Source organism: Amycolatopsis sp. CA-161197, from assembly GCF_050942255.1.
Lineage (GTDB): Bacteria > Actinomycetota > Actinomycetes > Mycobacteriales > Pseudonocardiaceae > Amycolatopsis.
Map to the genome: position 1 here is coordinate 2620879 of NZ_CP192059.1, position 25502 is coordinate 2646380.

At 71.0% G+C, this 25502-nt stretch carries 22 protein-coding genes; 15 read left to right on the forward strand and 7 right to left on the reverse strand.

Features of this window, described 5'->3' with window-relative positions; genetic code table 11:
• Positions 1 to 82: 82 nt before the first annotated feature.
• Both valS and ACQPXB_RS12590 read right to left on the reverse strand, forming a co-directional pair.
• Positions 83 to 2614, reverse strand: coding sequence for a valine--tRNA ligase (gene valS / locus ACQPXB_RS12585; protein WP_432851642.1), 2532 nt, complete (start codon positions 2612 to 2614; stop codon positions 83 to 85).
• Positions 2615 to 2623: 9 nt separating this feature from the next.
• Positions 2624 to 3877, reverse strand: coding sequence for an MFS transporter (locus ACQPXB_RS12590; protein ID WP_366583773.1), 1254 nt, complete (start codon positions 3875 to 3877; stop codon positions 2624 to 2626).
• 63 nt (positions 3878 to 3940) lie between these two features.
• Here ACQPXB_RS12590 and ACQPXB_RS12595 point away from each other — a divergent pair, with 63 nt between their 5' ends.
• The 3 genes from ACQPXB_RS12595 to ACQPXB_RS12605 are packed head-to-tail and all read left to right on the forward strand — an operon-like array spanning position 3941 to position 6999.
• Positions 3941 to 4444 (forward strand): winged helix-turn-helix domain-containing protein, encoded by a 504-nt coding sequence (locus tag ACQPXB_RS12595; protein ID WP_366583774.1) that lies wholly within the window; start codon positions 3941 to 3943, stop codon positions 4442 to 4444.
• 42 nt (positions 4445 to 4486) lie between these two features.
• Complete coding sequence (gene hflX / locus ACQPXB_RS12600; RefSeq protein WP_366583775.1) at positions 4487 to 5920, forward strand: GTPase HflX; 1434 nt, start codon at positions 4487 to 4489, stop codon at positions 5918 to 5920.
• Between the two features lie 53 nt (positions 5921 to 5973).
• A complete protein-coding gene (locus ACQPXB_RS12605; RefSeq protein WP_432851645.1) occupies positions 5974 to 6999 on the forward strand; it encodes a hypothetical protein in 1026 nt (341 codons plus the stop codon).
• Between the two features lie 661 nt (positions 7000 to 7660).
• Here the strand turns inward: ACQPXB_RS12605 and lexA are convergent.
• Entirely contained in the window at positions 7661 to 8377 is a 717-nt protein-coding gene (gene lexA / locus ACQPXB_RS12610) for a transcriptional repressor LexA (RefSeq protein ID WP_364046754.1), read from the reverse strand.
• A gap of 349 nt (positions 8378 to 8726) precedes the next feature.
• On the opposite strand from lexA, the gene ACQPXB_RS12615 reads away from it, so the two are divergent.
• From ACQPXB_RS12615 to ACQPXB_RS12635, 5 genes are all read left to right on the forward strand, one after another.
• A complete protein-coding gene (locus tag ACQPXB_RS12615; protein ID WP_366583777.1) occupies positions 8727 to 9242 on the forward strand; it encodes a LysM peptidoglycan-binding domain-containing protein in 516 nt (171 codons plus the stop codon).
• Positions 9243 to 9550: 308 nt separating this feature from the next.
• Entirely contained in the window at positions 9551 to 10042 is a 492-nt protein-coding gene (nrdR, locus tag ACQPXB_RS12620; RefSeq protein ID WP_220238112.1) for a transcriptional regulator NrdR, read from the forward strand.
• Between the two features lie 39 nt (positions 10043 to 10081).
• The gene (locus tag ACQPXB_RS12625; RefSeq protein WP_432851648.1) at positions 10082 to 12895 is read left to right on the forward strand and encodes a vitamin B12-dependent ribonucleotide reductase; all 2814 of its coding nucleotides are present in this window, start codon (positions 10082 to 10084) and stop codon (positions 12893 to 12895) included.
• A 493-nt stretch (positions 12896 to 13388) separates the two neighbouring features.
• Positions 13389 to 14060 (forward strand): hypothetical protein, encoded by a 672-nt coding sequence (locus tag ACQPXB_RS12630; RefSeq protein ID WP_432851650.1) that lies wholly within the window; start codon positions 13389 to 13391, stop codon positions 14058 to 14060.
• 82 nt (positions 14061 to 14142) lie between these two features.
• The gene (locus ACQPXB_RS12635; RefSeq protein WP_432851652.1) at positions 14143 to 14859 is read left to right on the forward strand and encodes a ferritin-like domain-containing protein; all 717 of its coding nucleotides are present in this window, start codon (positions 14143 to 14145) and stop codon (positions 14857 to 14859) included.
• On the opposite strand, the gene ACQPXB_RS12640 is transcribed toward ACQPXB_RS12635, so the two are convergent.
• Positions 14831 to 15451, reverse strand: a complete 621-nt coding sequence (locus ACQPXB_RS12640) for a TetR/AcrR family transcriptional regulator (protein WP_432851654.1) — start codon at positions 15449 to 15451, stop codon at positions 14831 to 14833. The two genes, ACQPXB_RS12635 and ACQPXB_RS12640, sit on opposite strands and share 29 nt — an antisense overlap.
• Positions 15452 to 15522: 71 nt before the next feature.
• On the opposite strand from ACQPXB_RS12640, the gene ACQPXB_RS12645 reads away from it, so the two are divergent.
• Both ACQPXB_RS12645 and ACQPXB_RS12650 read left to right on the forward strand, forming a co-directional pair.
• On the forward strand, positions 15523 to 15750 hold the full coding sequence (locus tag ACQPXB_RS12645) for a hypothetical protein (protein WP_432851656.1): 228 nt from the start codon (positions 15523 to 15525) through the stop codon (positions 15748 to 15750).
• Positions 15747 to 15872, forward strand: a complete 126-nt coding sequence (locus ACQPXB_RS12650; protein ID WP_432851658.1) for a hypothetical protein — start codon at positions 15747 to 15749, stop codon at positions 15870 to 15872. Before ACQPXB_RS12645 ends, ACQPXB_RS12650 begins: the two co-directional genes overlap by 4 nt.
• A gap of 31 nt (positions 15873 to 15903) precedes the next feature.
• Here ACQPXB_RS12650 and ACQPXB_RS12655 read toward each other — a convergent pair whose 3' ends face one another.
• Positions 15904 to 17913, reverse strand: coding sequence for a prolyl oligopeptidase family serine peptidase (locus ACQPXB_RS12655; protein WP_432851660.1), 2010 nt, complete (start codon positions 17911 to 17913; stop codon positions 15904 to 15906).
• A gap of 118 nt (positions 17914 to 18031) precedes the next feature.
• On the opposite strand from ACQPXB_RS12655, the gene ACQPXB_RS12660 reads away from it, so the two are divergent.
• Positions 18032 to 19021, forward strand: a complete 990-nt coding sequence (locus tag ACQPXB_RS12660; RefSeq protein ID WP_432851662.1) for a neutral zinc metallopeptidase — start codon at positions 18032 to 18034, stop codon at positions 19019 to 19021.
• Here the strand turns inward: ACQPXB_RS12660 and ACQPXB_RS12665 are convergent.
• A complete protein-coding gene (locus ACQPXB_RS12665; protein WP_432851664.1) occupies positions 19014 to 19592 on the reverse strand; it encodes a TIGR03086 family metal-binding protein in 579 nt (192 codons plus the stop codon). The genes ACQPXB_RS12660 and ACQPXB_RS12665 overlap by 8 nt on opposite strands.
• Positions 19593 to 19673: 81 nt before the next feature.
• On the opposite strand from ACQPXB_RS12665, the gene ACQPXB_RS12670 reads away from it, so the two are divergent.
• From ACQPXB_RS12670 to ACQPXB_RS12680, 3 genes are all read left to right on the forward strand, one after another.
• Positions 19674 to 21098 (forward strand): PLP-dependent aminotransferase family protein, encoded by a 1425-nt coding sequence (locus ACQPXB_RS12670; RefSeq protein ID WP_432851666.1) that lies wholly within the window; start codon positions 19674 to 19676, stop codon positions 21096 to 21098.
• Positions 21095 to 21541, forward strand: coding sequence for a hypothetical protein (locus tag ACQPXB_RS12675; RefSeq protein ID WP_386956035.1), 447 nt, complete (start codon positions 21095 to 21097; stop codon positions 21539 to 21541). The genes ACQPXB_RS12670 and ACQPXB_RS12675 overlap by 4 nt, the downstream gene beginning before the upstream one ends.
• Before the next feature lie 100 nt (positions 21542 to 21641).
• Positions 21642 to 22073 carry a CBS domain-containing protein gene (locus tag ACQPXB_RS12680; RefSeq protein WP_386956036.1) on the forward strand — a complete coding sequence of 144 codons (432 nt, stop codon included), beginning with the start codon at positions 21642 to 21644 and terminating at the stop codon, positions 22071 to 22073.
• 3 nt (positions 22074 to 22076) lie between these two features.
• On the opposite strand, the gene ACQPXB_RS12685 is transcribed toward ACQPXB_RS12680, so the two are convergent.
• On the reverse strand, positions 22077 to 23618 hold the full coding sequence (locus ACQPXB_RS12685; protein ID WP_432851668.1) for a DUF4139 domain-containing protein: 1542 nt from the start codon (positions 23616 to 23618) through the stop codon (positions 22077 to 22079).
• Positions 23619 to 23704: 86 nt separating this feature from the next.
• Here ACQPXB_RS12685 and ACQPXB_RS12690 point away from each other — a divergent pair, with 86 nt between their 5' ends.
• Entirely contained in the window at positions 23705 to 25489 is a 1785-nt protein-coding gene (locus tag ACQPXB_RS12690; RefSeq protein ID WP_432851670.1) for a Xaa-Pro dipeptidyl-peptidase, read from the forward strand.
• Positions 25490 to 25502 lie beyond the last annotated feature (13 nt).

A 25502-nucleotide genomic window follows, 5' to 3' on the forward strand; every position in this document is an offset into this window, starting at 1 on the left:
CCATGCGGCGTTGGTTGTGCTGAGCGCACCCAATGTGGCGTTGGTTGCGTTCAACGCACCGAACGCCACATTGGGGGAGCGCTCAGCCCACCGTCACCTCGACGGCCAGCTCACCGTCACCGGGACGAGTGGTCACCGCGGAGATCACTCCGGCCGCCCGCACGTCGTCCGACACCGCGGCGAACCCGGTCAGCAGGTCGTCGGAGGCGCTCACCGTGAGCGTCTCCACGGCCGAGCGCATCGACACCTTCGCGTCCGTCTTGGCCCGCCGCACGGCCGCGATCACCGAGCCGGCCAGCGGCAGCAGCGCGGGGTCACCCTCGATCGACGGCGCCGAAGGCCACGGCGCGCGGTGCACCGAACCCTCCTGCCACCACGACCAGACCTCCTCGGCCGTGTAAGGCAGCACCGGCGCGAACAGCCGCACCAGCACCGAAAGCGCGGTCGTCAGCGCCGCGCGCGCCGAGTCGGCCGCAGCCTCGCCGCGGTCGCCGTACGCGCGGGCCTTGACCAGCTCGACGTAGTCGTCGCAGAACGTCCAGAAGAACGTCTCCGTGATCTGCAGTGCCCGCGCCTGGTCCAGGCTTTCGAACGCCGCCGTCGCCTCGGTGACCACGCGCGCGAGCGCGGCGAGCACCGAGCGGTCCAGCGGTTCCGTCACGGACGCGCCGGGCGTGGGCAGGCCGAGACCGAGCACGAACCGGCTCACGTTGAGCAGCTTCGTCGCCAGGCGCCGCCCGACCTTCATCTGGCCCTGATCCTCGGCCGTGTCGACGCCGGGCCGCGCGCTCGCCGCCCAGTAGCGCACGGCGTCGGGCCCGAACTGGTCCAGCAGCGCGGCCGGCGTGACGACGTTGTCCTTCGACTTCGACATCTTCTTGCGGTCCGGGTCGAGCACCCAGCCGGAGATCACCGCGTCGCGCCAGGGCAGCACGTGCTCTTCCAGCTCCGAGCGCACGGCCGTGGAGAACAGCCAGGTGCGGATGATCTCGTGCGCCTGCGGCCGCAGCGAGTACGGGTAGACGCGGCGGAACAGGTCGTCGTCGAGGCTCCAGCGCCCGGCGATCTGCGGCGTGAGCGACGACGTGGCCCACGTGTCCATCACGTCCACCTCGCCGGCGAACCCGTTCGGTTTCCCACGCTGGTCCTCGGTGTAGCCGGGCGGCACGTCCGTGGTCGGGTCCACCGGCAGGGCCGCATCCGCGGGCACCAGCACGGCGTCGTGGTCGGGCTCGCCGTGCTCGTCGAGGGGGTACCAGACGGGGATGGGCACGCCGAAGAACCGCTGGCGGCTCACCAGCCAGTCGCTCGTGAGGCCCTCGGCCCAGGCGCGGTAGCGCACCTCCATGTGCGGCGGCACCCAGTTGAGCTCGCCGCCGCGCTCGATCAGCTTCGCGCACAGCTTCTCGTCGCGCCCGCCGTTCGTGAGGTACCACTGGCGGCTCGTGACGATCTCGAGCGGCCGGTCGCCCTTCTCGTAGAACTTCACCGCGTGCGTGATCGTCCGCGGCTCACCGCGCAGCGACCCCTCGGCCCGCAGCGCCTCGACGAGCAGCTGGCGTCCCGTGTGGACGGTCTTGCCGGCCAGCGGCGCGTACGCCTCGGCGGGCACCCCCCGCGGCGGCTCGGGCAGGAACCGGCCGTCGCGCCCGAGCACCGGGCGCGTCTCCAGCCGCAGCGCGCGCCACCACGTGACGTCGGTGGTGTCGCCGAAGGTGCAGACCATCGCGATGCCGGTGCCCTTCTCGGGATCGGCGAGGTGGTGCGCGTGCACCGGCACCTCGACGCCGAACACGGGCGTGCGCACCGTTTTCCCGACGAGGTCGCGATAGCGTTCGTCGTCCGGGTGCGCCACGAGCGCGACGCACGCGGGCAGCAGCTCGGGCCGCGTGGTCGAGATCAGCACCTCGGCGCCTTCGCCGGTGCGGAACACGAGGTCGTGGTACGCGCCGCGCCGCTCGCGGTCCTCCAGCTCGGCCTGCGCGACGGCGGTGCGGAACGTGGTGTCCCACAACGTCGGCGCCTCGGCCTGGTAGGCCTCCTCTCGGGAGAGGTTGCGCAGGAAGGCGCGCTGCGAGATCTCCGTGGTGGCCGGGTCGATGGTCTGGTACGCCAGCGTCCAGTCCACCGACAGGCCCACGCGCCGCCAGACGTCCTCGAAGACCTTCTCGTCCTGTTCGGACAGCGTGCGGCACAGCTCCACGAAGTTGCGGCGCGACACCGGGATCACGTCCTTGCCGGGCTTGGCCGGCGGCGTGAACGACGGGTCGTAGGGCAGGGCCGGCTCGCAGCGCACGCCGTAGTGGTTCTGCACGCGGCGCTCGGTGGGCAGGCCGTTGTCGTCCCAGCCGACCGGGTAGAACACCTCACGCCCGCGCATGCGCTGGTAGCGCGCGAGGACGTCGGTGTGGGTGTAGGAGAACACGTGGCCGATGTGGAGCGAACCACTCGCCGTGAGCGGCGGGGTGTCGATCGAGTAGACGGCCTCGCGCGGCTTCGTGCGGTCGAAGCGGTGGACGCCGTCGCGCTCCCATACCGCTACCCACTTGGCCTCCAGACCGTCGACACCGACCTTGTCCGGGACACGAGGGCTGGGCTGGGGGGATGCGTTCATGAACCAACTCTAGGCGGGCGCCTCCACCGCTTTCTCGCCCACCGGCAGGTCGCGCATGCGCCGCAGCGGCGAGCAGACGACCCACAGCGCGGCGGCCAGCTGGCCGATCACCGCCGTCCACAGGGCACCGGTCAGCCCGAGCCCTTCGCCGAGCGCGCCGCCCAGCAGGCCCCCGAGCGGCATCGTGCCCCACACGATGAACCGCACGCTCGCGTTCATCCGGCCGAGCAGGCGGTCGGGTGTGATCGCCTGGCGGTAGGAGACCTGCGCGACGTTGTAGAGGATCACGCCGAACCCGGCCAGCGCGAGGCCGAAGCCGGCGAGGGGCACGCGCCAGCCGGGTCCCGCCAGCGGCACGAGCAGGTTGCCGGGCCACACGAGCATCGGCAGCAGCCAGATCGACCGCGCCTGCCCGACGCGGCGGATGATCGGGCCCGAGAACAGCGCGCCGAGGATCCCGCCGATGCCGCCGACGGCCAGCAGCCCGCCGACCGCCGCCGGTGGCAGCCCGGCCGTGCGTGTCAGGAACAGCACCTCCACGGCCTGCGCGGCGGCGCCGAAGAGGTTCGCGGTGGCGGTGCACGCGACGATGGCGCGCAGCGGCTTGTCGGTGAACACGAACCTCAGGCCCTCGAGCATCTGTGGCAGCAGGCGTTCGTGGCCGGTCTTCTCGGGCAGCGTCTCGACCGTGCGGATCCGCCACAGGCACAGTGCGGAGGCGAGGTAACCGAGGCCGGTGACCAGCACCGTGCTGGCCGCGCCCACGAACTGCACCAGCACACCCGCCGCGCTCGGCCCGGCGATCTGGGCCGAGGACTGCACGCCCTGCAGCTTCGCGTTGCCCTCCAGCAGGCGGTCGCGGCCCACGAGCGCGGGCAGGTAGGCCTGGTAGGACACGTCGAAGAACACCGTGCCGATGCCTACGAACAGCACGACGCCGATCAGCTGCGGCATCGTCAGCACGCCGGTCCACCACGCGACCGGGATGCTCAGGATCAGCAGGGCCCGGGTGAGGTCGGCCGCGAGCATCACGGGCCGCTTGCGCATCCGGTCCACCCACACGCCCGCCGGCAGGCCGATGAGCAGGAACCCCAGCGTCTCGGCCGTCGTCAGCAGGCCCATCTCGAACGGCGTCGCCGCCAGCGTGACCGCCGCCAGCAGCGGGATCGCCGTGATGCCGACGAACGTGCCGAGCTGGCTCGCCGTGTCGCCGGTGAAGAGCCGCCGGAAGTCGGCGTGGAAGAAGAGGGAGTCCCGGTTCACTCGATCGAGTGTCGACGAGTGATTGGAAAGTGTCAATCACTTACTCGTGCCTAGGCTGTGCGGGTGCCGACCCCACGACGCCCTTCGACGGAGGCCGAGGCCGCCGCGCTCGCGTCCGGAATACGCCTGCGCATCATCCGGTTGACCTCCTTCGAGGCCATGACCAACAAGGAGCTGGCCGAGCGGCTCGGCCGCGACCCGGCGACCACGTTGCACCACGTGCGGCGCCTGGTGGAAACGGGTTTTCTCGCCCCGCAGGAGGAGCGCCGCGGCGCTCGTGGTGCCAAGGAGATCCCGTACCTGTCCACCGGCCTGTCCTGGCAGCTCGACAACGGCGAGGCCGGCGCGTCCGTCGGCCAGGCCATGCTCGAGGCCTACCTCGCCGAGATCGGGGAGGCCGACCCCGCCGAGGTCGACGCCAGCCGGCTCGTGTTCCAGGTCTCGCCCGCCGAGGTCGCCGAGTTCAAGGACCGGCTCACGCAGCTGCTCGAGGAGTTCCGTGAACGGCCCGCCCGGCCCGGCGCCGACCGGACCGCGATCTATTTGTCCGTCTATCCCAGCAGGTAATCACTCGGCTCCCGCGCCGAATCGTGGGAGCATGGAGGCACGATGACAGAACTGACACACGAAGACCTGTACGACGACGACCCGTCGACCGGGGAGATGGAGCTCGAGGACCGCGCCTCGCTCCGCCGCGTCGCAGGCCTGTCGACCGAACTCACAGACGTCACCGAGGTCGAATACCGCCAGCTGCGGCTGGAGCGCGTCGTGCTGGTCGGCGTGTGGACCGAAGGCACCGCCGAGCAGTCGGAAGCCTCCCTCGCCGAGCTGGCGAGGCTGGCCGAGACCGCCGGTTCCGAGGTGCTCGAGGGCCTCGTCCAGCGGCGCACGAAGCCCGACCCGGCCACCTACGTCGGCTCCGGCAAGGTGCGGGAGCTGCGTGACGTGGTGGTGGCGACCGGCGCGGACACGGTGATCTGCGACGGCGAGCTCTCGCCCGGCCAGCTGCGCCAGCTGGAGGAGAAGGTCAAGGTCAAGGTGATCGACCGGACCGCCCTGATCCTCGACATCTTCGCGCAGCACGCCCGCTCCAAGGAGGGCAAGGCGCAGGTCGAGCTGGCCCAGCTGCAGTACCTCATCCCGCGGCTTCGCGGTTGGGGTGCGTCGCTGTCCCGGCAGGCCGGTGGCCGTGCCGGTGGCGCCAACGGCGGTGTGGGCCTGCGCGGTCCCGGTGAGACGAAGCTGGAAACCGACCGGCGGCGGATCAACAAGCGCGTGGCGAAGCTGCGCCGCGAGATCGCGTCGATGGACACGATCCGCGAGACCAAGCGCGGCCGGCGCGTGGCCAACGAGGTGCCCAGCGTGGCGATCGTCGGCTACACCAACGCCGGCAAGTCGAGCCTGCTCAACGCGCTGACCGGCGCGGGGGTGCTGGTGGAGGACGCGCTGTTCGCCACCCTGGACCCGACCACGCGCCGGGCCCAGACGGCCGACGGGCGCACGTTCACCCTCACCGACACCGTCGGGTTCGTGCGGCACCTGCCGCACCAGCTGGTGGACGCGTTCCGCTCGACGCTGGAGGAGGCGGCCGACGCCGACCTGCTGCTGCACGTCGTCGACGGAGCCGACCCGGCGCCCGAGGAGCAGGTGAACGCCGTGCGCGAGGTGCTCGGCGAGATCACCCGCACCCGCAAGGAGCCGCTGCCGCCCGAGCTGCTGGTGATCAACAAGGCCGACGCGGCCGACCAGGTCACGCTCGCCCGGCTGCGGCACCAGCTGGCGGGTTCCGTGCTGGTGTCCGCCCGGACCGGCGCGGGCATCCCGGAGCTGGCCGAGGTGCTCGCCGACCGCCTGCCGCGGCCGCAGGTCGTGGTCGAGGCGCTGGTCCCGTACTCGCGTGGCGAGCTCGTGGCCCGCGCCCACGCGGACGGCGAGGTGCTCGAGGAGGAGCACGTGGCCGACGGCACGCGGCTGCTCGTGCGGGTCCACCCGGACCTCGCGGCGGCTTTGCGCCGGTACGAAACCAACTCCTCGGCGCTCTGAACGTCTTCCGTAGTGTGCGGCCGGACCGGGCCGCACACTACGGAGGTGAGCTGGTGCGGGTCGTCCTCGCGGTGACGGCGGGTTTGCTGGTGCTGGGCGCTGTGCCCGCTGCCGCGGCGGCGCCACCACCCGCGCCCTCATCGCTGTGCAAGGTCACCGACTCGCGGCTGGGGGAGCTCTCCGGCCTCGTCTCCGACGGCGAGCACTGGTACGCGATCAACGACGGCGGCACGAAGGTGCAGGTCTTCGTCCTCGACCACTCGTGCAAGGTGCAGAAGGTGCTCTCCGCGAGCACCGACCCGTACGACGTCGAGGACCTCGCACGCGCGGCCGACGGCACCCTGTGGCTCTCGGACACCGGCGACAACAGCCACAAGCGCACGACCGTGGCGCTCATGGCGATGAAACCTTCGGGCGGCAGCGTGACGCTGCACCGCCTGACCTACCCCGACGGGCCGCACGACACCGAGGCCCTGCTGCTCGACCGCTCGGGCACGCCGTACCTGATCACCAAGGAAGTGCTGGGCGACGCGGCCGTCTACCGGCCGACGGGCCCCTTGGCCACGCCCGGGCCGACCGCGTTGGAGAAGGTCGGTTCGCTGACCATCCATGACACCGACACGGTGGGCGGCCCGGTGGGCGCCTTCGGCTCCGTGCTGGTCACGGGCGGCGCCACCAGCGCCGACGGCCATGTCGTGGCCCTCCGCACCTACACCGACGCGTACCTGTACCCCGCCCCGGACGGCGACGTGCTGGAGGCGCTCAAACGCAACCCCGCACGGATCCCCCTGCCGAACGAGAAGCAGGGCGAAGCCCTCGCCTTCGAACCCGACGGCACCCTGCTGTCGGGCAGCGAAGGCGTCGGCCAGCCCATCCGCGCGGTGAAAAACGCGACGGCCCTGGTGGCGGGCGCCGCCGCACCCCAACGCGAGGCGGCCAAGCCCCCCGCCTCCGGCGCGACCGGCGGCTCGGACGACTCGTCCGGCCTGCCACTGCTGCCGGTGGTGGGCATCGCGGTGGTCGTGGTGCTGATCGGCTGGTTCCTGCTGAGCCGGCTTCGGCGCCGCCCGCGCCGTTGAGTCGTAGCCGCTGGGGCCTGGTCAGTGGGGCTGCCCGACTGGGTCATGGTCGTCGCGGGCCGGCTCGGCTGCGTTTGCCTTTTGGCCCGTCGAACTGACTCTGTGCGCTGAAGAACCCGCGGTGGCGAATCCACGCTGATGAACCTGCGCCGCCGGAACTCGCGCGGGTGAACGGGCGCACGCTGCAGCAGTGAACCCGCGCCGGTGGCCTCAGCGCCGCGGAGGTCTGACCGGCTGGGTCCGGGCCGCTGAATGCGGGTCGGCTCAGCTGCGTTCCCCGCGGCCTGTCGGGCTGACTCCGGTCGACTCGCGCTGAGGAAACCCGGGGTGGCGAACCCACGCTGATGAACCTGCGCCGCCAGAACTCGCGTCGGTGAACGGCCGCACGCTTCAGCGGTGAACCCACGCCGGTGAGTCCTGGTCGCTGGGCCTGGCTGGCTGCGTCCTGGCCGCCGAGGTCCGCTCCGGGGAGGCGACCGGGGCGTGGCGCACACAGCGGCAAGACCACAAGCCAAGACCACTCAACGGGCCACTCAGCACCCGCCGGGCCGTACGGCACCGTCCACACCGGACACCGGGACGCTCCCGCCCGCGGCGCGGGGACGATCGAGGCCGGGCATCCTCGTCGCCGGCCCGCGGCCGCGTGGGTGGGGTTCCTGGTCTAGAGGCGCCGGAGGACCGCGACGACCTTGCCGAGGATGGTGGCGTCGTCGCCGGGGATCGGTTCGTAGGCCTCGTTGTGCGGCATCAGCCAGACGTGGCCGTCCTTGCGCTTGAACGTCTTCACCGTGGCCTCGCCGTCGATCATGGCGGCCACGATGTCGCCGTTCTCGGCGGCGGGCTGCTGGCGGACCACGACCCAGTCGCCGTCGGTGATGGCGGCGTCGACCATCGAGTCGCCGGTGACGCTGAGCAGGAAGAGCTCACCTTCGCCGACGATCTCGCGCGGCAGCGGGAACACGTCCTCGATCGCCTGCTCCGCCAGCACCGGGCCACCGGCCGCGATCCGGCCGACCAGCGGCACGTACGCCGCCTTCGGCATGGACGGCTGCTGGTCGATGTCGATGCCCATCGGGTTGTCGTCCGTCGTCGAGAGCACGCCCACGGCCCGCGGCCGGTTCGCGTCGCGGCGCAGGTATCCCTTGCGCTGCAACGCCCGCAGCTGGTGGGACACCGACGAGGTCGACGTGAGCCCCACGGCTTCGCCGATCTCGCGGACGCTCGGCGGGTAGCCGAACCGGGCCACCCAGGTGCGGATCACGTCGAGCACTTGCTGTTGCCGCACAGTCAGCGTCTCGTCCACGTCGTAGACCTCGGGCAGGGCCGTCACCTTGCCCGAGCCACCGGGCGTGGTGCCCGCCTTGCTCTCCTTCGCCACTGTGTGTCCTCTCCCCACTGGGCGTCGCCTCCCAGATGTTTCACGGTCGCCTCGCCGGCGGCCCGCGGGTAACGCGTGCGCCGGCCGGCTCCCGCGGACGCGGGTGCCCTCGCCGGCGACATCTGCCCGGCAGATGTCCTGGTCACCGACGTTAGCCCACCGAGCGTGACGATTTCAAACATCTGTTCGATCGACACGCCGTGTCCTCTCGATTTTGTCGGTGCGGGGTGGTAGACCTTCGCACGGACGTTCGATAGAACGCCTGTTCGACCTGAACCGCATTGTCGCCGGTGAGAGCACCGGACCGGGCTCGGATCGAACCGATCAGCAGGTCAGAAGGAGGTTCGCCATGTCGATTCTGGCAGACCGCGGGATCGTCCGCCCGCTCCGGCCCGCCCGGCAGGCCGCCGCTCCGGCTCGGGTTCCCTCGGGTCCCCCGATCGGTCCCACGACACCCGTTCGCGGCACGCGCGAGCGCCGGGGCGAGCCGCTGCGGCCGCCGACACGCGCCCGGGTGGTCGCGGGGCATCGCGTCGTGCCGGCCACGTGTGCCGAGCCGCGCCGGCCCGCCGTGCGGTGGCCGTGGCTCGCCGCGATCGCCGTCGCCGCCTGCCTGGTGGTCACCGTTCTGGGTGTTTTCGGGTCCGGCACGCCGGGTGGCGCGGTGCCCGCGCGCACGGCGTCGGTGTCCGTGCAGCAGGGCGACACGCTGACCGCGATCGCCGCCCGGTTCGCCCCCGACTCGGACCAGGCCGCCGTGGTCGAGCGCATCAAACAGCTCAACCACCTCGACGACGCCGTCCTCGTGCCGGGTCTGCCGCTCACCGTGCCGGTCGCGTCGGAGGTGGCCGGGTTCGGTTCGTGACCGTCGGGATGTGTGCGATCGCACCCCGAATCGGTGCCTTCTTCACCCGCTTGTGTCGCTTGCGTGGGCCGTCCGGGCGATCTATGGTCAACCCCTACATCTGGTAGTTACACCGCTGTAGTTGGTCCACAGGTAGGGGTAGACTGGAGACCAGTTGTCCACAGCTGGGCGGTGTTCACCCACCGGTTGTCCACAAGTCGATCACCAGGCGCGGGTCCGTGCGGGGTGGTCGTGGTCCAGGCCGTAGCGTGGCGGCAGGGGCCGGCGTGGATGGACTCGGCCGGCGTTGAGGGGAAGGTGATCGGCGGATGAGGTGCCCGTTCTGCCGGCATGCGGACTCTCGGGTCGTCGACTCCCGAGAGGTGGATGAAGGACAGGCGATCCGGCGGCGGCGCTCGTGCGCCCAGTGCGGCCGGCGCTTCACCACGTCGGAGACGATGGTGCTCGCCGTCGTCAAGCGGTCCGGCGTCACCGAGCAGTTCAGCCGGGACAAGGTCGTCAACGGCGTGCGGCGGGCCTGTCAGGGCCGGCCGGTCGACGACGACGCGCTGCAGAAGCTCGCGCAGCGCGTGGAGGAGTCGATCCGCTCCGCCGGTCTGGCGGAGATCCCGAGCCACGAGGTCGGCCTGGCCATCCTCGGTCCCTTGCGGGAGCTCGACGGGGTCGCCTACCTCCGGTTCGCCAGCGTCTACCGCTCGTTCTCCTCGGTCGAGGACTTCGAGAAGGAGATCGCGGACCTGCGGGAAGCCATGGCGGGGACTGCCGCGGAAGAAGGAAGCGAGCGCGCCGGAGACGACTGAGTGTCGCCTGCGCCGCGCGGGAGCGAGGGACGAGACCCGATGACCGAAACCGTGGGAACCGGCGCGGCGGCCGCCGGCCGGAGCAAGAAAAAGGCCAGTGGCGGTCTGTCCGTCAAGCGGGTCTTCACGACCGAAGGCGTGCACCCGTACGACGAGGTCGCGTGGGAGCAGCGCGACGTCGTGATGACCAACTGGCGCGACGGCAGCGTGAACTTCGAGCAGCGGGGCGTCGAGTTCCCCGGGTTCTGGTCGGTGAACGCCACCAACATCGTCACCAGCAAGTACTTCCGCGGCGCCGTCGGCTCCCCGCAGCGCGAGAGCAGCCTCAAGCAGCTCATCGACCGCGTGGTGAAGACGTACGTGAAGGCCGCCGCGGACCACGGTTACTTCGCCGGCGCGGGCGACCTGGAGATCTTCGAGCACGAGCTCACCTGGATGCTGCTGCACCAGGTCTTCAGCTTCAACTCCCCGGTCTGGTTCAACGTCGGCACGTCCTCGAAGCAGCAGGTCTCGGCGTGCTTCATCCTGTCGGTCGACGACACGATGGAGTCGATCCTGAACTGGTACCGCGAGGAGGGCCTGATCTTCAAGGGCGGCTCCGGCGCAGGCCTCAACCTCTCCCGCATCCGCTCCTCGAAGGAGCTGCTCACCTCTGGCGGCACGGCGTCCGGCCCGGTCTCGTTCATGCGCGGCGCCGACGCGTCCGCGGGCACCATCAAGTCCGGCGGCGCCACGCGGCGCGCGGCGAAGATGGTCGTGCTCGACGTCGACCACCCCGACATCGAGGAGTTCATCCAGACGAAGGCGCGTGAAGAGGAGAAGATCAAGGTCCTCCGCGACGCCGGGTTCGACATGGACCTCTCCGGCGCGGACATCGCGTCGGTGCAGTACCAGAACGCCAACAACTCCGTGCGCGTGTCCGACGAGTTCATGCAGGCCGTGGAGAACGGCACGGAGTTCGGGCTGCGCGCCCGCCTCACGGGCGAGGTCATCGAGCGCACCGACGCGAAGAAGCTGTTCCGCACCATGGCGCAGGCCGCGTGGGAGTGCGCCGACCCGGGCGTGCAGTACGACGGCACGATCAACGACTGGCACACCTGCCCGGAGTCCGGCCGCATCAGCGCGTCGAACCCGTGCAGCGAGTACATGCACCTCGACAACTCCAGCTGCAACCTCGCGTCGCTGAACCTGCTGAAGTTCGTGTCGGAGGACGGCACGTTCGACGCGCCGCTGTTCGCGAAGGCCGTGGAGTTCGTGATCACGGCGATGGACATCTCCATCTGCTTCGCCGACTTCCCGACCGAGCCGATCGCCGACACCACGCGCAAGTTCCGCCAGCTGGGCATCGGGTACGCCAACCTGGGCGCTCTGCTGATGGCGCTGGGCCACGCGTACGACTCCGAAGGCGGCCGCGCGCTCGCCGGCGCGATCACGTCGCTGATGACCGGGGTGTCGTACCGGCGTTCGGCGGAGATGGCGAAGGTCGTGGGCGCGTACGAGGGTTACGCGCGCAACGCCGAGGCGCACCAGCGCGTGATGCGCAAGCACGCCGCGGCCAACGAGCTGGTCCGCACGTACCACTCCAACGACGCGGCCGTCCGCGCGCTGGCCACCGAGGAGTGGCAGCGCGGCATCGAGCTCGGCTCGCGCCACGGCTGGCGCAACGCGCAGGCCTCGGTGCTCGCGCCGACCGGCACCATCGGCTTCATGATGGACTGCGACACCACGGGCATCGAGCCGGACTTCTCGCTGGTGAAGTTCAAGAAGCTCGTCGGCGGCGGGTCGATGCAGATCGTGAACCAGACCGTGCCGCGCGCGCTGAAGGTGCTGGGCTACCAGGACGAGCAGGTGGAGGCGATCGTCGAGTACGTGGCGCAGCACGGCCACGTCGTCGACGCGCCGGGCCTGCGTCCGGAGCACTACGAGGTGTTCGACTGCGCGGTGGGCGAGCGCTCCATCGCGCCGATGGGCCACGTGCGGATGATGGCCGCGGTGCAGCCGTTCCTGTCGGGCGCGATCTCGAAGACGGTGAACATGCCGGAGACGGCGACCGTCGAAGAGGTCGAGGAGATCTACTTCCAGGGCTGGAAGCTGGGCCTCAAGGCGCTCGCGATCTACCGCGACAACTGCAAGGTCGGCCAGCCGCTGTCCACGGCGAAGAAGAAGGAAGCCGAGCCGGAGCCGGAGAAGGTCGTGGAGTACCGCCCGGTGCGCCGTCGCCTGCCGAAGAAGCGCCCGAGCCAGACCGTCTCCTTCACCGTCGGCGGCGCCGAGGGCTACCTCCACGCCGGCTCCTACCCGGACGACGGCCTCGGCGAGATCTTCGTCAAGCTCGGCAAGCAGGGCTCGACGCTGGCGGGCGTCATGGACGCCTTCTCGATGTCCATCTCCGTCGGCCTCCAGCACGGCATCCCGCTGGAGTTCTACGTCTCGAAGTTCTCCAACCTGCGCTTCGAACCCGCCGGCATGACGGACGACCCGGACATCCGCATCGCCACCAGCGTGATGGACTACCTGTTCCGCCGGCTGGCCCTCGACTACCTGCCCTACGAGAAGCGCTCGCAACTCGGCATCTTCACCGCCGACGAACGCTCGGCCGAAGTGGAATCCAACTACGGCGGCATGGACCTCGAGGCCCTGCGCACCAGCGTCGACTCCTCCCCGGCGTCGGCCCCTTCGGCCCCTGCTCAGGAACCGTCCACCCCGGACGCGCACTCCACGGCCGAACTGATGGAACTCCACCTGGGCAAAGCCGCCGACGCGCCTTTGTGCATGACGTGCGGCACGAAGATGCGGCCCGCGGGGTCGTGCTACGCGTGTGAAGGGTGTGGGGCTACGTCGGGTTGTAGCTGATCGTGGTGAAGCGGGGAGCCGGGGTTCCGGCTCCCCGCTTTGCTTTTCCGCTACCGGCTTCGTGGAGTAATGGTTTGCCGCCCGAGGGTTTCGCTGCCACGCTCGGTCCATGACCGAAAGAATCGAGACCTCCGCACGCCGGTGAGGGTCCAGCCCGAGCCGATGCCGCTCGGACCCCGGCAGACCTTGCTCAACCATGCGCAGCGGCTGCACTCGTTGTCACCCGGTTCACCGTTGCCCCGCGACGGCGAGCCCTACCCCGACGACGCGCTCCACCGCGGCCGAAACCGCCCCAGAACACCCGAGGACAGGAGCCTGGTCGGCGTCGCCGCGGCAAGGATTCTCGCGGACCACTTCGCGGATCCTTCGGCTGTACCCGGCGATCTCGCGGACTCCTTCCACAGCGCGTACGTCTCCCGCCACCTGAACGAACACATTTCCGCCGTCGTCGCGCGCGTCGACCCGGCACGAGCGCGGCTCACCGGGCGATGGCTTGTCCGACAAGTTCGCCGCCGTCGTCGCGCGGGCGCTGGAACGGCTGGACGGCGGCACGACGGCGCTGCTGTGGCTGGCCGAGCGCGTCGAGGGATGGGGCCGCGTCTACGTGGTCGAGGCGCTGTGCCGGCTCGACGATCCGGCCGCGAAGCCGTGGTTGTTGCGACGGGCCGTCAACGGGGAATTCCTCAACGGCTACTTCGCCGGCGAGGTCGCGGTGAAAACCGCACTGCACGAGGCGATCGCGGATCCGGCGGCCGACGACGAGCTGATCGACCACGCCGGTCGGCTGTGGCACGTGCCTGCCGATTATGGGGAAATGAGCACGCGGATCGAGGAGTACGCCCACGCGGCCGACGTTCTCGAACAGCACGTTCGACACCTCGGTACTCAACCGCCCACTGCTCGCCGCTTCGCGGCCGCCACGATGCTCGCCGACCAAATCCACAGCCCCGCGGCGGATCGCCTCCGACTGCCTCCGGCCAGACTCGGGCGGTTGCGTGACGCCTACCGGTCGGTGCTCGACCGCGACGACTGGTCCGGCGCGAGGCGCCGCGCCCTCGACAGCGGAGACGACGACCTGCATCCGGACTACCTGCGCTGGCTGGCCACCGAAGTCGGTCCACGGCTGGGCCTTCGGGCATTCCTCGGCATGGTCGACTACAACTAGCCCGTTGGTCACGCGTGTTTCCGCACAGGATCTCCACACGTCCTCCGTTGGGTGCGCACATCGGTGCGCCAGCATCGGGCGCGTGGAGTGGCTGAAGGAGTTCAGGGAAGAAGCACAGCGGCGCAGTGTGCGCCCCGAGCCCGAGTGGGGAAGAGGCGCACAGCTGGAGCCGGCGGTGATCAGGAGTGTGCAGCGGTTCCAGGTGGGGGAGTCGGGGGACGGGGTCAACCTGATCGCCAAGGCCGACCCGCGCTACCGGCAAGCGGTGGAATTGTTCGTTGCCGAGGAGCAGAATCACGCGCGGTTGCTGGCGGAGCTGCTCAAAGCCGCCGGGAGTGCGACGATCGCCAAACACTGGTCCGACACCGTGTTCGTCTGGCTCAGGCGGGCGTTGGGGCTGAGGCTGGAATTGATGGTGCCGCTGATCGCCGAAGTCGTGGCGCTGAGCTACTACAAGGCGCTGAAGAACTCGGGCGATCCCCTCGCGAGGGAGGTCGCGGCGCGGATTCTGGCGGATGAGGAGCGGCATGTGCCGTTCCAGTGCGATCAGCTCAGGGGGAGTTTTCCCGGGGTGAAAGGAAAACTCGTCGCCGGCGGGTGGCGGGTGATGATGGCCGGGGCGTTGGTGGCCGTCACCACGGATCACGGGCGGGCGTTGCGCACCCTGGGCATCACGCGGCTGAGGTTCGCGGCCGAGGTGCTGGGCAGGTTCGAAGAAGTGGTCGCCGATGTCCACGGTGGACGGACGGCTCCGGTCGCGACGGGGCCGTTCAGGGCGCGGCCGCGAACTCTGCGCTGAGCGAGGTGAGGTGCGCCCGCAGGACGTCGCGGCAGACCTCGGGCGTGGTGGCCTCCGGGTGCAGGGCCGAGCGGAACGTGAGGCCGTCCAGCAAAGCGGCCAGCCGCTCGGCCTCCAGGTCGGCCGCGGCGGGCGGCAGGGACAGTGCCGAGACGATCCGGCGGGCCAGAGCCAAAGTCCCGCCCAGGGCTTCGTGAGCCAGTTCGGTCAGGTCGGTGTCCACGCGGGCCGCGACGAGGAACTCGACCAGCACCGTGGCTTCGGCGCGGCGGGGGGCATCGAGGGGGAGCAGTTCGGCGAGGAAGTCGGTCAGTTGTGCGGCCGCCTCGTCGGGCGTCAGCTCCGAGAGGGGTCGCAGCGAGGCGCGGCGGCGTTCCAGGCGGGCGGAGACGCGGTCGATCGTCGAGCGCATCGCGAAGCGCATGAGGTCGCGCTGGCCGTCGAAGTAATGCCGGACGGAGCCGATGTTCAGGCCGGACTCCGCGGCCACCGAGCGCAGCGACACGGCCGGCAAGCCGTCGCGCGCGGCGAGGCGCAGGACGGCGTCCGCGATGTCCGCGCGGCGTTGTTCACCGTCGATGACCTTGGGCACTGGACCTTTCTATCACACCTGTGATACCAATTTTTATGTCACAGGTGTGATAGAAAACGAGGTGGGAGACGATGGAGACGGTGCTCGACCTGCTGCTGATCCGGTTCGGCCTGATCGCGGCCGGACTGGTGGTGCTCGGCCTGGTGGTGTTCGCGGTGGTGGTCACGCTGCGGCGCCGAGGAAAGGGCCACCACGTGGCGACGGCGGCGCGGTTCGCCGCGCGCGTGTTGGAAGAGCGGGGGACCAGCCGAAGCAGCCGCGTGGCCAGGGAAGCGCTCAACCGGTTCGACGACCGGTGAACGGCGACGAGCTGCTGCACCACCTGCTGATGGACCTGCTGGTCAAGGGCCTGATCGGCCTCGGCGCGGTGGTGGTGCTGGTGATCGGCGCCGTCGTGATCTGGCGCAAGGTGGGGAGGTGAAGGGGGCGCCGGTGAAGGCGCCCCCATCACGTCAGGACAGCCGCGACCACAGGAACTCGAACACCAGCGCCCACTTGAACGCCAGCTGCGCGTTGTCCGCCGCGCCGCCGTGGCCGCCCTCGATGTTCTCGTAGTAGCGCACGTCGTGGCCCTGTTCCTGCATCCGCGCCATCATCTTGCGGGCGTGGCCCGGGTGCACGCGGTCGTCCCTTGTGGACGTGGCGAACAGGGTCGGCGGGTACGTCCGTCCCTTGTGGACGTTGTGGTACGGCGAGTACTTCGCGATGTACTCCCATTCCTCGGGCACGTCCGGGTCGCCCCACTCGGCCATCCACGACGCGCCCGCCAGCAGCAGGTGGTAGCGCTTCATGTCGAGCAGCGGCACCTGGCTGACGACGGCGCCGAACAGCTCCGGGTACCGCGTGAGCATCACGCCCATCAGCAGCCCGCCGTTGCTGCCGCCGAGGATGCCGAGCCGCTCGGCCGTGGTGATGCCGCGGGTGACGAGATCGCGGGCGACCGCGGAGAAGTCCTCGTACACCTTGTGCCGGTTTTCCTTCACGGCCTGCGCGTGCCACTCCGGCCCGTACTCGCCGCCGCCGCGGATGTTCGCGACCACGTACGTGCCGCCGCGCGCGACCCAGCCGCGGCCGATCACGCCGCTGTACGCGGGAGTCAGCGACACCTCGAAGCCGCCGTAGCCGTTGAGCAGCGTCGGGCCGTTCTCGGCGCCGGGCGGGCGCACCACGAAGTACGGGATCTTCGTGCCGTCCTCCGACGTCGCGAAGTACTGCGCGACCTCGATCCCGGCCGCGTCGAAGAACCCGGGCGCCTGCTTGAGCACCTCAACCTCGCCGCCCACCTCGCCGCGGCTCAGGGTCGAGGGCTGGAGGTAGCTGGAGGAGTCCACGAGGTACTCGTCGCTCTCGTCCGGGTCGGTGCCCACGATGTCCGCGCTGCCGAACTCCGGCGCCCCGCCCAGCGGCGCCTCCGTCCAGCCGTCGGGCCCGGGCGTGAGCGCGACCAGCTCCGTCTTCACGTCCCGCAGCTTCGCGAGCAGCACGTGGTTGCGGGTGAACGTGTAGTACTCCAGTGAGGTGTGCGCGTCCGGCGTGAACAGCGCGGTGAAGTCCCGCTCGCCCGCCAGGAACGCGTCGAACCCGATCACGAGCAGCGCGCCGGCCGGGTGCACCGTGGCACCGACGGTCCACGGCGTGCGCGGCTGCACGTAGAGCCACTCGCGCTCCACCGACAGCTCCACGTCGTCGGGCAGGTCGAGCTTCTCCAGCCCGGACGGCGTTCGTAGGAACACCTCGGTGCGGTAGAAGTCGATCGAGCGGTGCACGAAGTCGCGCTCGAAGCCCTCGGTGGGGTCGTGGAACGCGGCCACGGCGACGTCGTCGGGCTTGCCCTCGAACACCAGCTCGGCCGACTCGAGCGGCGTGCCGCGGCGCCACTCCTTCGTCAGCCGCGGGTAGCCGGACGTGGTGAGCGTGTCCGGCCCGAAGTCGGTGCCCACGTAAACGCGGCCCTCGTCGATCCAGCCGACGCGGTTCTTCGCCTCGGCCAGGAAGTAGCCGCCGTCGACGAACTCGTGCGCGTCCAGGTCGAACTCGCGCACCACCGTCGCGTCGGCGCCGCCGCGCGAGAGCTGCACGAGCCCCAGCCGGTGGCCGGGCCGCAGCACCGCGGCGCCCTTCCACACCCAGTTCTCGTGCTCGGCCTCGGCCAGCGCGTCGACGTCGAGCAGCACCTCCCAGTCGGGTTCGGCCTTGCGGTACTCCTCCAGGGTGGTGCGCCGCCACAACCCGCGCGGGTGCTCGGCGTCCTGCCAGAAGTTGTAGAGCTTCGGCCCCCGGCGCGTCACGTAGGGGATGCGCCCGCCGGCGTCGAGCACTTCGCGGACCTCGTCCCGCAGCGCGGCGAAGCGTTCGCCGGACGTGAGCACGTCCAGCGTCTCGGCGTTGCGCGTGCGGACCCAGTCCAGTGCCTCGTCGCCGGTCACGTCTTCCAGCCACAGGTACGGATCTTCGACACTCATGGCCCCAGTCTCGCCGCCGGGCGGGGGTTCCGGCCACCCGTCCGGCGTTCCCGTTTCGTGATCCCGTCCGGCCGGGTGCTCCGTATGCTTGAGCGCGCTGGTGACAGGGGGAACGTAGTTGAGCGAAAACGCGGGCAGGGTGCCGCCGAGGGAGCCGGCCGGGCCGCCGCCACCGCCGCCGATGGCGGCCCGGCCACCCGCCGTGAATCCGTGGGCACCGGTTTCGTACGGTCCGCCGCGCCGCCGCAACGGCGGGGTCGTCGGCGGAGTCATCGCGCTCGTGATCCTGGTCGCCACGGCCGGGGTCGTGGCCGTGGTCCCGCACGAGCTGTCCGGTCACGCGATCGCCGTGCCGACCTCCGTGCACCGCTCCGACGCGTCACCGGGCGACGGAGCCCGCGCCGACCCCCACTCGGTGCCCGAGCTGGAGAACAACCCCATCCTGGCGAACGGCGTCAAGCTCGGCGCGGTGTCGTGCGAGCTGCCGCAGCTGGGGGACACCGGGCCCGAGCTGTCGGCGTTCTACGAGGCGCTCACCGGCTGCCTGGAACAGGCGTGGCGCCCGGCCCTCGACCGTGCGGACGAGCCGAGCGTGAAGGTCGCCGTGTCCGTGACGCTGCCGAAGGTGAGCGCGTGCGGCGCGGCGCCGTCGAAGGACCAGGCCGTGGCCTACTACTGCGGCGGCGACACCACGATCTACGCCCCGACCGACTGGATGCTCGCGGACGCCGGCCAGAACCGCTCGCGCCACCTCGCGACCATCGCGCACGAGTACGGCCACCACGTGCAGAGCGAGAGCGGCATCCTGACCGCGGCGGCCGACCGCATGAGCTCGCCGGACCAGAACAGCCCCGCCGACCTCGCGCTGGTGCGGCGCATCGAGCTGCAGGCCAACTGCTTCGGCGCGCTGTTCATCGCCGCCGCGGAGGGGCGCGGCTCGATCAGCCGGGCCACGGCCAACGCCGCCGTCGCCGACTACGGCCGCGCCGACGACAGCGAAGACCACGGCAGCCGCGTGAACCAGTTGGCCTGGGCGAAGGCCGGGTTCACGGGCCAGAACACGGCCTCCTGCAACACGTGGTCGGCGCCGGCCGACGAGGTCAGCTGAGCTTCCACCCGGGGTCACGGCCGAGCAGCCCGATCAGCCGGTCGAGCTCGCCGGCACCCTCGGGCACCTCGACCAGCGCGCCGAACGCGCCGCTCACCGCGCGTTCGGCCGGGTCGGTGGGCACCATGGCGGCGAAACCGAGGGCGGCGGCCACCGCTTCCGGCACGGGCTCGTAGGCCACGCCGAAGGTCTTCGCGAGGTCCCAGCCGTGCACGACGGTGTCGACGAGGTGCATGGCCGCGGCGATCTCGGCGGTGAACGGGCCGATCTCGTGGATCTTCACCTGGCGGCGCATCGCACCCTCCTCGCCGTACGCGGCGAGGAATTCGTCGACCGAAGCGGCGTAGGAGGCGTACGCGTCTTCGCCGAGGCGGCCGGCGTCCCAGTCGGCCGCTTCGCCGCGGCGCAGCGCTTCGGCGAAGGCGTGGTTTTCACTGACCTGGTGACGCAGCAGGTCGGCGAGCGTCCAGCCGGCGCAGGGGGTGGGCCGGGAAAGGTCCTGGTCAGTGGCTCCGGCCACGATTTTGTCGAGGACGAGTAGAGACTTGCGGTCGAGTTCGAACGTGGTCATACCCGGACGCTAACCGCCGCAGCGGACCAGTTGAAGGTCCAAAACCAGCCGAACTCCGGTGGACCAATCTAGGCTGGCGACGTGGACCTGCACATCGACCTGACCGGCCGCCGTGGCCATCGCGACGAGATCTACCGCCAGATCCGCGAGGCGGTGCTCGACGGCCGGATCCGCGACGGGGACGCCCTGCCGCCCACGCGCGAGCTGGCCCAGCGGCTCACCGTCTCGCGCACCACCGTCAGCGCGGCCTACGAACGCCTCGCCGCCGAGGGGTTCCTCAACGCTCGCCCCGGCGCGGGCACGTTCGTCCGGTCGGGTGCCGCGCCGTGGCCGGCCGAGCCGGCGGCCGAGCCGTCCGGGGACGGGGTGCGCCCGCGTCCGGAATGGACGGCGGTGCCGGCCCCGCCGCGTTCTTTCGGGCCCGTGGCGGAGTACGACTTCCGCGCCGGCGTGCCCGACGTGCGGCTGTTCCCGTTCGACACCTGGCGCCGCCTGATGACGCAGCGGCTGCGCGCGTCGCAGGCCGATCTGCTCATGTACGGCGCGCCGCAGGGCGATCCGCGGCTGCGCGAGGGGCTCGCGCGCCACCTCGGGGTCTCGCGCAACGTGCGCGTGCGGCCGGAGGACATCGTTGTCACGACGGGAGTCCAGCAGACCGTGGACCTCGTCGCGCGCGTCCTGTTGCGGGCCGGTGACCTCGTGGCCGTGGAGGATCCCGGCTACCCGCCGCCGCGGTTGCTGCTCGACACCCTCGGCATGCGCGTCGCGGGCGTGCCGGTGGACGCCGAGGGGATCGTCGTCGAGGCGATCCCGGCCGGCACGCGGGTTGTCTACGTGACGCCTTCGCACCAGTGCCCGCTCGGCGTCGCGATGTCGTTGGCGCGGCGGCAGGAACTGCTCGACTGGGCCGAGCGCACGGGTGCGGTGATCATCGAGGACGACTACGACAGCGAGTTCCGCTACACCGGACGCCCGCTGGAACCGTTGCACAGCCTGGATTCCCGCGGCCGCGTGGTGTACGTGGGCTCGATGTCGAAGGTGCTCTCACCGGCGTTGCGGGTCGGGTTCCTGGCCGCACCGCCATCCCTCGTCGGCGCGCTCGCGAAGGCGAAGTACCTCGCCGACTGGCACACGCCCTCGCTCGAACAGGCCGTGCTGGCCGACTTCATCGACGAAGGTGGCTTCGCGCGCCACATCCGGCGGATGCGCAAGATCTACCGCGCACGCCACGACCTGCTCGTCGACGGTCTGCGCAGCGAGTTCGGCGACGTGCTCGACCCGGTCCCCGCGGCCGCCGGGCTGCATCTGGGCGCTTCGGCCGACCGCGATCTGCGGCTGGTGGCCCGCTCCGCGCGCGACGCCGGCGTGCGCCTGATGTCCCTCGGCGACTTCTCGATGACCCGGCCCTGCCACGGATTGCTGTTCGGCTACGGTGCGATCGCGGTCGAGGCCATCGAACCGGGACTGGCCCGGCTGCGCCGGGTGTTCGACGAGGGAGTGCGATGACCGACGACGTGATGGTGGCGATCGACGCGGGCCTGCGCAAGCACATCGCGGGCGACCGCGCGGGCGCGCGCGAGACGTTCCTCGCGCTGTGGCAGGAGATCGGCGAGGACGGCGACCCGCTGCACCGCTGCGCGCTGGCCCACCACCTCGCCGACGTCTGCGACGAGCCCGCCGAAGAGCTGGAGTGGGACCTCCGTGCCCTTGCCGCCGCCGACTCCCTCACCGACGAACGCGCGCAGCAGTACCACTCGACGCTCGCCGTGCGCGGCTTCTACCCGTCGCTGCACCTCAACCTCGGTGAGGACTACCGCAAGCTCGGCGACCTCGACGCCGCGCGCCGGCATCTCTCGGCGGCCCGGGAAAAGCTCGACGCGCTGGGCGAGGACGACTACGCAGCCGGTATTCGCGCCGCGCTGGAAGGCCTGGCCGAGCGGCTGGGGTGAGCACTCCATACCACGGGTGAACGCGGCTCGCCGGACTTTCGCACTCGGCACCCGGGCCCTAACCTGGTGTGACCCAACTCGACGAGGAGAGGGGAACACCATGCGGATCGCGGATCTGCTCCGGACCAAAGGCGCCGCTGTCGCCACGGTGGCTCCGGGGACCACGGTGACCGAACTGCTCGCCGGGCTCGCCCGCCACAACGTCGGTGCCATGGTGGTGGTGACACCCGAAGGCGCCATCGCGGGGATCGTGTCCGAACGCGACGTCGTGCGCCGGCTCAACGACCACGGCCCGACGGTCCTCGACGGTCCGGTCGCGGACATCATGACGAAACTGGTGGCCAGCGCCGGTCCCGACGACTCGGTCGACGAGCTGAGCGTGCTGATGACCGAACGCCGGATCCGGCACGTGCCCGTGCTCGAAGACGGCCGCCTCGCCGGCATCGTCAGCATCGGCGACGTGGTCAAGTCCCGGATCGAGCAGCTCGAGCAGAGCCAGGAGCAGCTCGAGGCCTACATCGCGCAGGGTTGACGGTCATTCCCGCCAGCCGCTGAGCTCCACCCCCTTGGCGACGTCCACGCGGTAGGCGAGCGTGACCGTCCCGGTCGCACCGGGCGCGAGCGTGAGCCGCCACGTGAACTCGCCGAGGTCGGTGGTCTCCACCGGATCGGGAGTCGCGCGCACGTCCCGCACCGTGATGGCTTCGTCGCGGGAGACGGGCGCCTGGTCGAGCACCGTGACCACGGCTTCGCGCGGGCTGTGGTTGCTCACCGTGGTGCGGTATTCCGCTTCCCGGCGGCGTTGGCCCGACAGCGTGGCCTTGCTCGCCGTGCGCCGCACGAGGTCGCGTTCCACGCGGATGCGGTCGTCCACACCGAGGGCCAGCTCGATCTCTTCGCCCGGGGCCCACAGGTCGAGCCGGGTCGTGCCGACGAACTCGGTGTCGTGGAAGACGGACGCGCGTCCGGCGCGCAGCGTGTGCTCACCGGTGTTCACGACGGTCGCGCGCAGGTAGGCCTCCGTCGCCTGCACGGGCGCGGTCACGTAGCCCAGCTCGGCCGTGAGGTCGAGCTGCGCCAGCGTGGTCCGGTGGCCCTGCGAGCCCGACGGGATGGCGACCGGGTGTGACGGCCGGTAGGTGACCGCGGTGGTGCCCTGCTCGGCCTCGGCGAACACCGGGGCCATGCGGCGCAAGGAAACCGCCTTGTCCCGCACGGCGGCGCTGCCGGGTGCGGCCGCGGCGAACGCGGCCATCGGCCGCGCCGGTGGGGCGGGCTGCACGCGGTCGAGGAACCACGGGTCGAGCTCGGGCACCACGACGGTGCTCGCGGGGCGCGCGGTCGACAGGGCGAGCTCGCACTCCGGCCAGTCCTCGCCGGTGTGCTGGCTGACCAGGCCGAAGGACGTCACGGTGACGTCGGTGTCGCGCACACGCACGTCGTAACCGGGCTCCCAGCTGGCGCCGGGGACCACATAGGACAGTTCGACTTCGATCTCTCCCGCGTCTTCCTGCGGTTCGAGATCGACGGTGACGCCGGCACTGTCCTGTTCGGACTGCGCACTGTGGGTCGCGATCCGGCGCTCCAACGCCGCGAGGTCCTCGCGCATCCGCTCGAGGCGTTCGGTGAGCGCCCGGCGGGTGCGCAACGCGGCGGCGAGCTGGCCGCCCAGCGCTTCGGTGACCTCCTCGACGCGCGTCGGGCCCGCGACGCCCGACGCCAGTGCCTTCGCAAAGCTCGCCCCGCTGCGCTTCGCCACGCCGCTCAGCAACTCCACCTTCGCCGCTTCGGCCGCTTCGTCGTCGGCCACGGCGTCGATCGCGGCCTGGTCGGTGCGGCGCTGCTCGACGAGCGCGCTGAGCGCGGGGTCGGCGGGGCCGGCGTGCTGCTCGTAACCGACGTCGACGCCGGTGATCAGCGCGGCGCCGGTTCCCGTGACGCGCACCGATTCCGCGTCGAGCGCCAGCGGCAGGCCGGTGATCCGCACGCGGGCGCCCTCGGCCAGGGTCGCCCGGCCGCGGCGGGTGATCCGCGCGTGCTGCGGGTAGACGGTCACGGCGACGATCGGAGCATCCATGACCCCGACGTTAGTCGGTTGACGGCGGCCGCGGTTGCCGGAAGTGTCGGGGGTGATCGCCCGCTTCGTCCGGCTTGGGGGTTCTGGTGGGAGCTGCTCGGATCGCGTCCGTGCTCGCCGCTGTGCTCGTGCTTCCGCTCGGAACGGGGGTGGCGCAGGCGGATCCGCCACCCGCGCCGGTGTTCTCCGACGGGCAGGCGCAGCCGGTGTTCGACCCGGCCGACGTCGTGCGCGAGGACGTCTGGGTCACCGCACCGGTGGACAGCGACCACGACGGGCAGGACGACCTCGTCCACGCCCAGGTGGTGCGGCCCCGCGCGACGGACGCCGGGATGAAGGTGCCGGTGGTGTACGAGGCGAGCCCGTACTTCGCGGGTGGCAACGACGTCGCGAACCACAACGTGGACGTGGAGCTGTCGGTGCCGGATTCTTCGCGTGTCGCGGCTGAAGGGATCGGCCCGCACGCGGCGCCGCCGATCCGCTGGAGCTACCAGGACTACTTCACCGCGCGCGGGTTCGCCGTGGTGTACGGGGAGTCCCTGGGCACCGGCCTGTCCACGGGCTGCCCGACGACCGGGGACGTGAACGAGACCGTCGGCGCGCGCTCGGTGGTCGACTGGCTCAACGGCCGCGCCCCGGCCCGCGACGAGGCGGGCGCGCCCGTGAGCGCGAGCTGGAGCACCGGGCACACGGGCATGATGGGCGTGTCCTACAACGGAACCCTGCCCAACGCCGTCGCGAGCACCGGCGTCGAGGGCCTCGAGACGATCGTGCCGATCGCCGCGATCTCGAACTGGTACGAGTACTACCGCAACGACGGCGCGGTCGTCGCCGCCGGCGGTTTCCAGGGCGAGGACACCGACGTGCTGGCCGAGTACGTCTACACGCGCGCCGACCGGCAGATCTGCCGGTCGGTGATCGACGGCCTCACCGCCGACCAGGACCGGGTGACGGGGGACTACGGCCCGTTCTGGGACGTGCGCAACTATCGCAACGACGTCGGCAAGGTGCACGCGTCCGTGCTCGCGGTGCACGGTCTGAACGACTGGAACGTGAAGACCGACCAGGTCGCTTCGTGGTACGAAGCCCTGAAGGCGCACGGGGTCGAGCACAAGATCTGGCTGCACCAGTCGGGCCACGCGGACCCGATCTCGCTGCGCCGCGACGTGTGGCTGACGACGTTGAACAAGTGGCTGTCGCACTACCTCTACGGTCTCGACAACGGCATCGAGCGCGAACCGAAGGCGACGATCCAGCGCGAGGACAAGTCGTGGGTCGACGAGGCCGACTGGCCCGCGCCCGGCACTCGCGACGTGCAGGTCCACCCGTGGCCGGGCGGCCGCTCGAAGGGCACGCTCTCCGCGGTCGCCGTGCCCGGCCGCCCCACGGTGGAGGTCCTGGCCGACGACGCGTCGAAGACCGTGCAGCAACTCGCCGACGCCACTTCGTCGGGCAACCGCCTGCTGTACGGGACTCCCGCGGTGAAGTCGCCGCTGCGCCTGTCGGGCACCGCGCGAGCCGACCTGCAGCTGTCGTTCGACCGGCCCGCCGCCAACGTGACGGTGGCATTGCTGGACCGCTCGCCGGACGGCAAGTCCTTCGTGATCACGCGTGGCTGGACCGATCCGCAGAACCGGGTTTCGCCCGCGGTGACCTCGCCGATCGTGCCCGGGACTTCGTACCGCATCGGGGTTTCCCTGATGCCGAAGGACTACGTGCTGGCCGCCGGCCACCGCCTGGAGCTCCTCGTGGCCTCCAGCGACCACGACTACACCCTGCGGCCGCGCCCCGGAGCGGGGCTGTCGCTGGACCTCACGCGCACGTCGCTGACCCTGCCGGTCACCGGCGGGAAGCCGGCGCTGGGCTTCTGAGGAACTCCGCGAC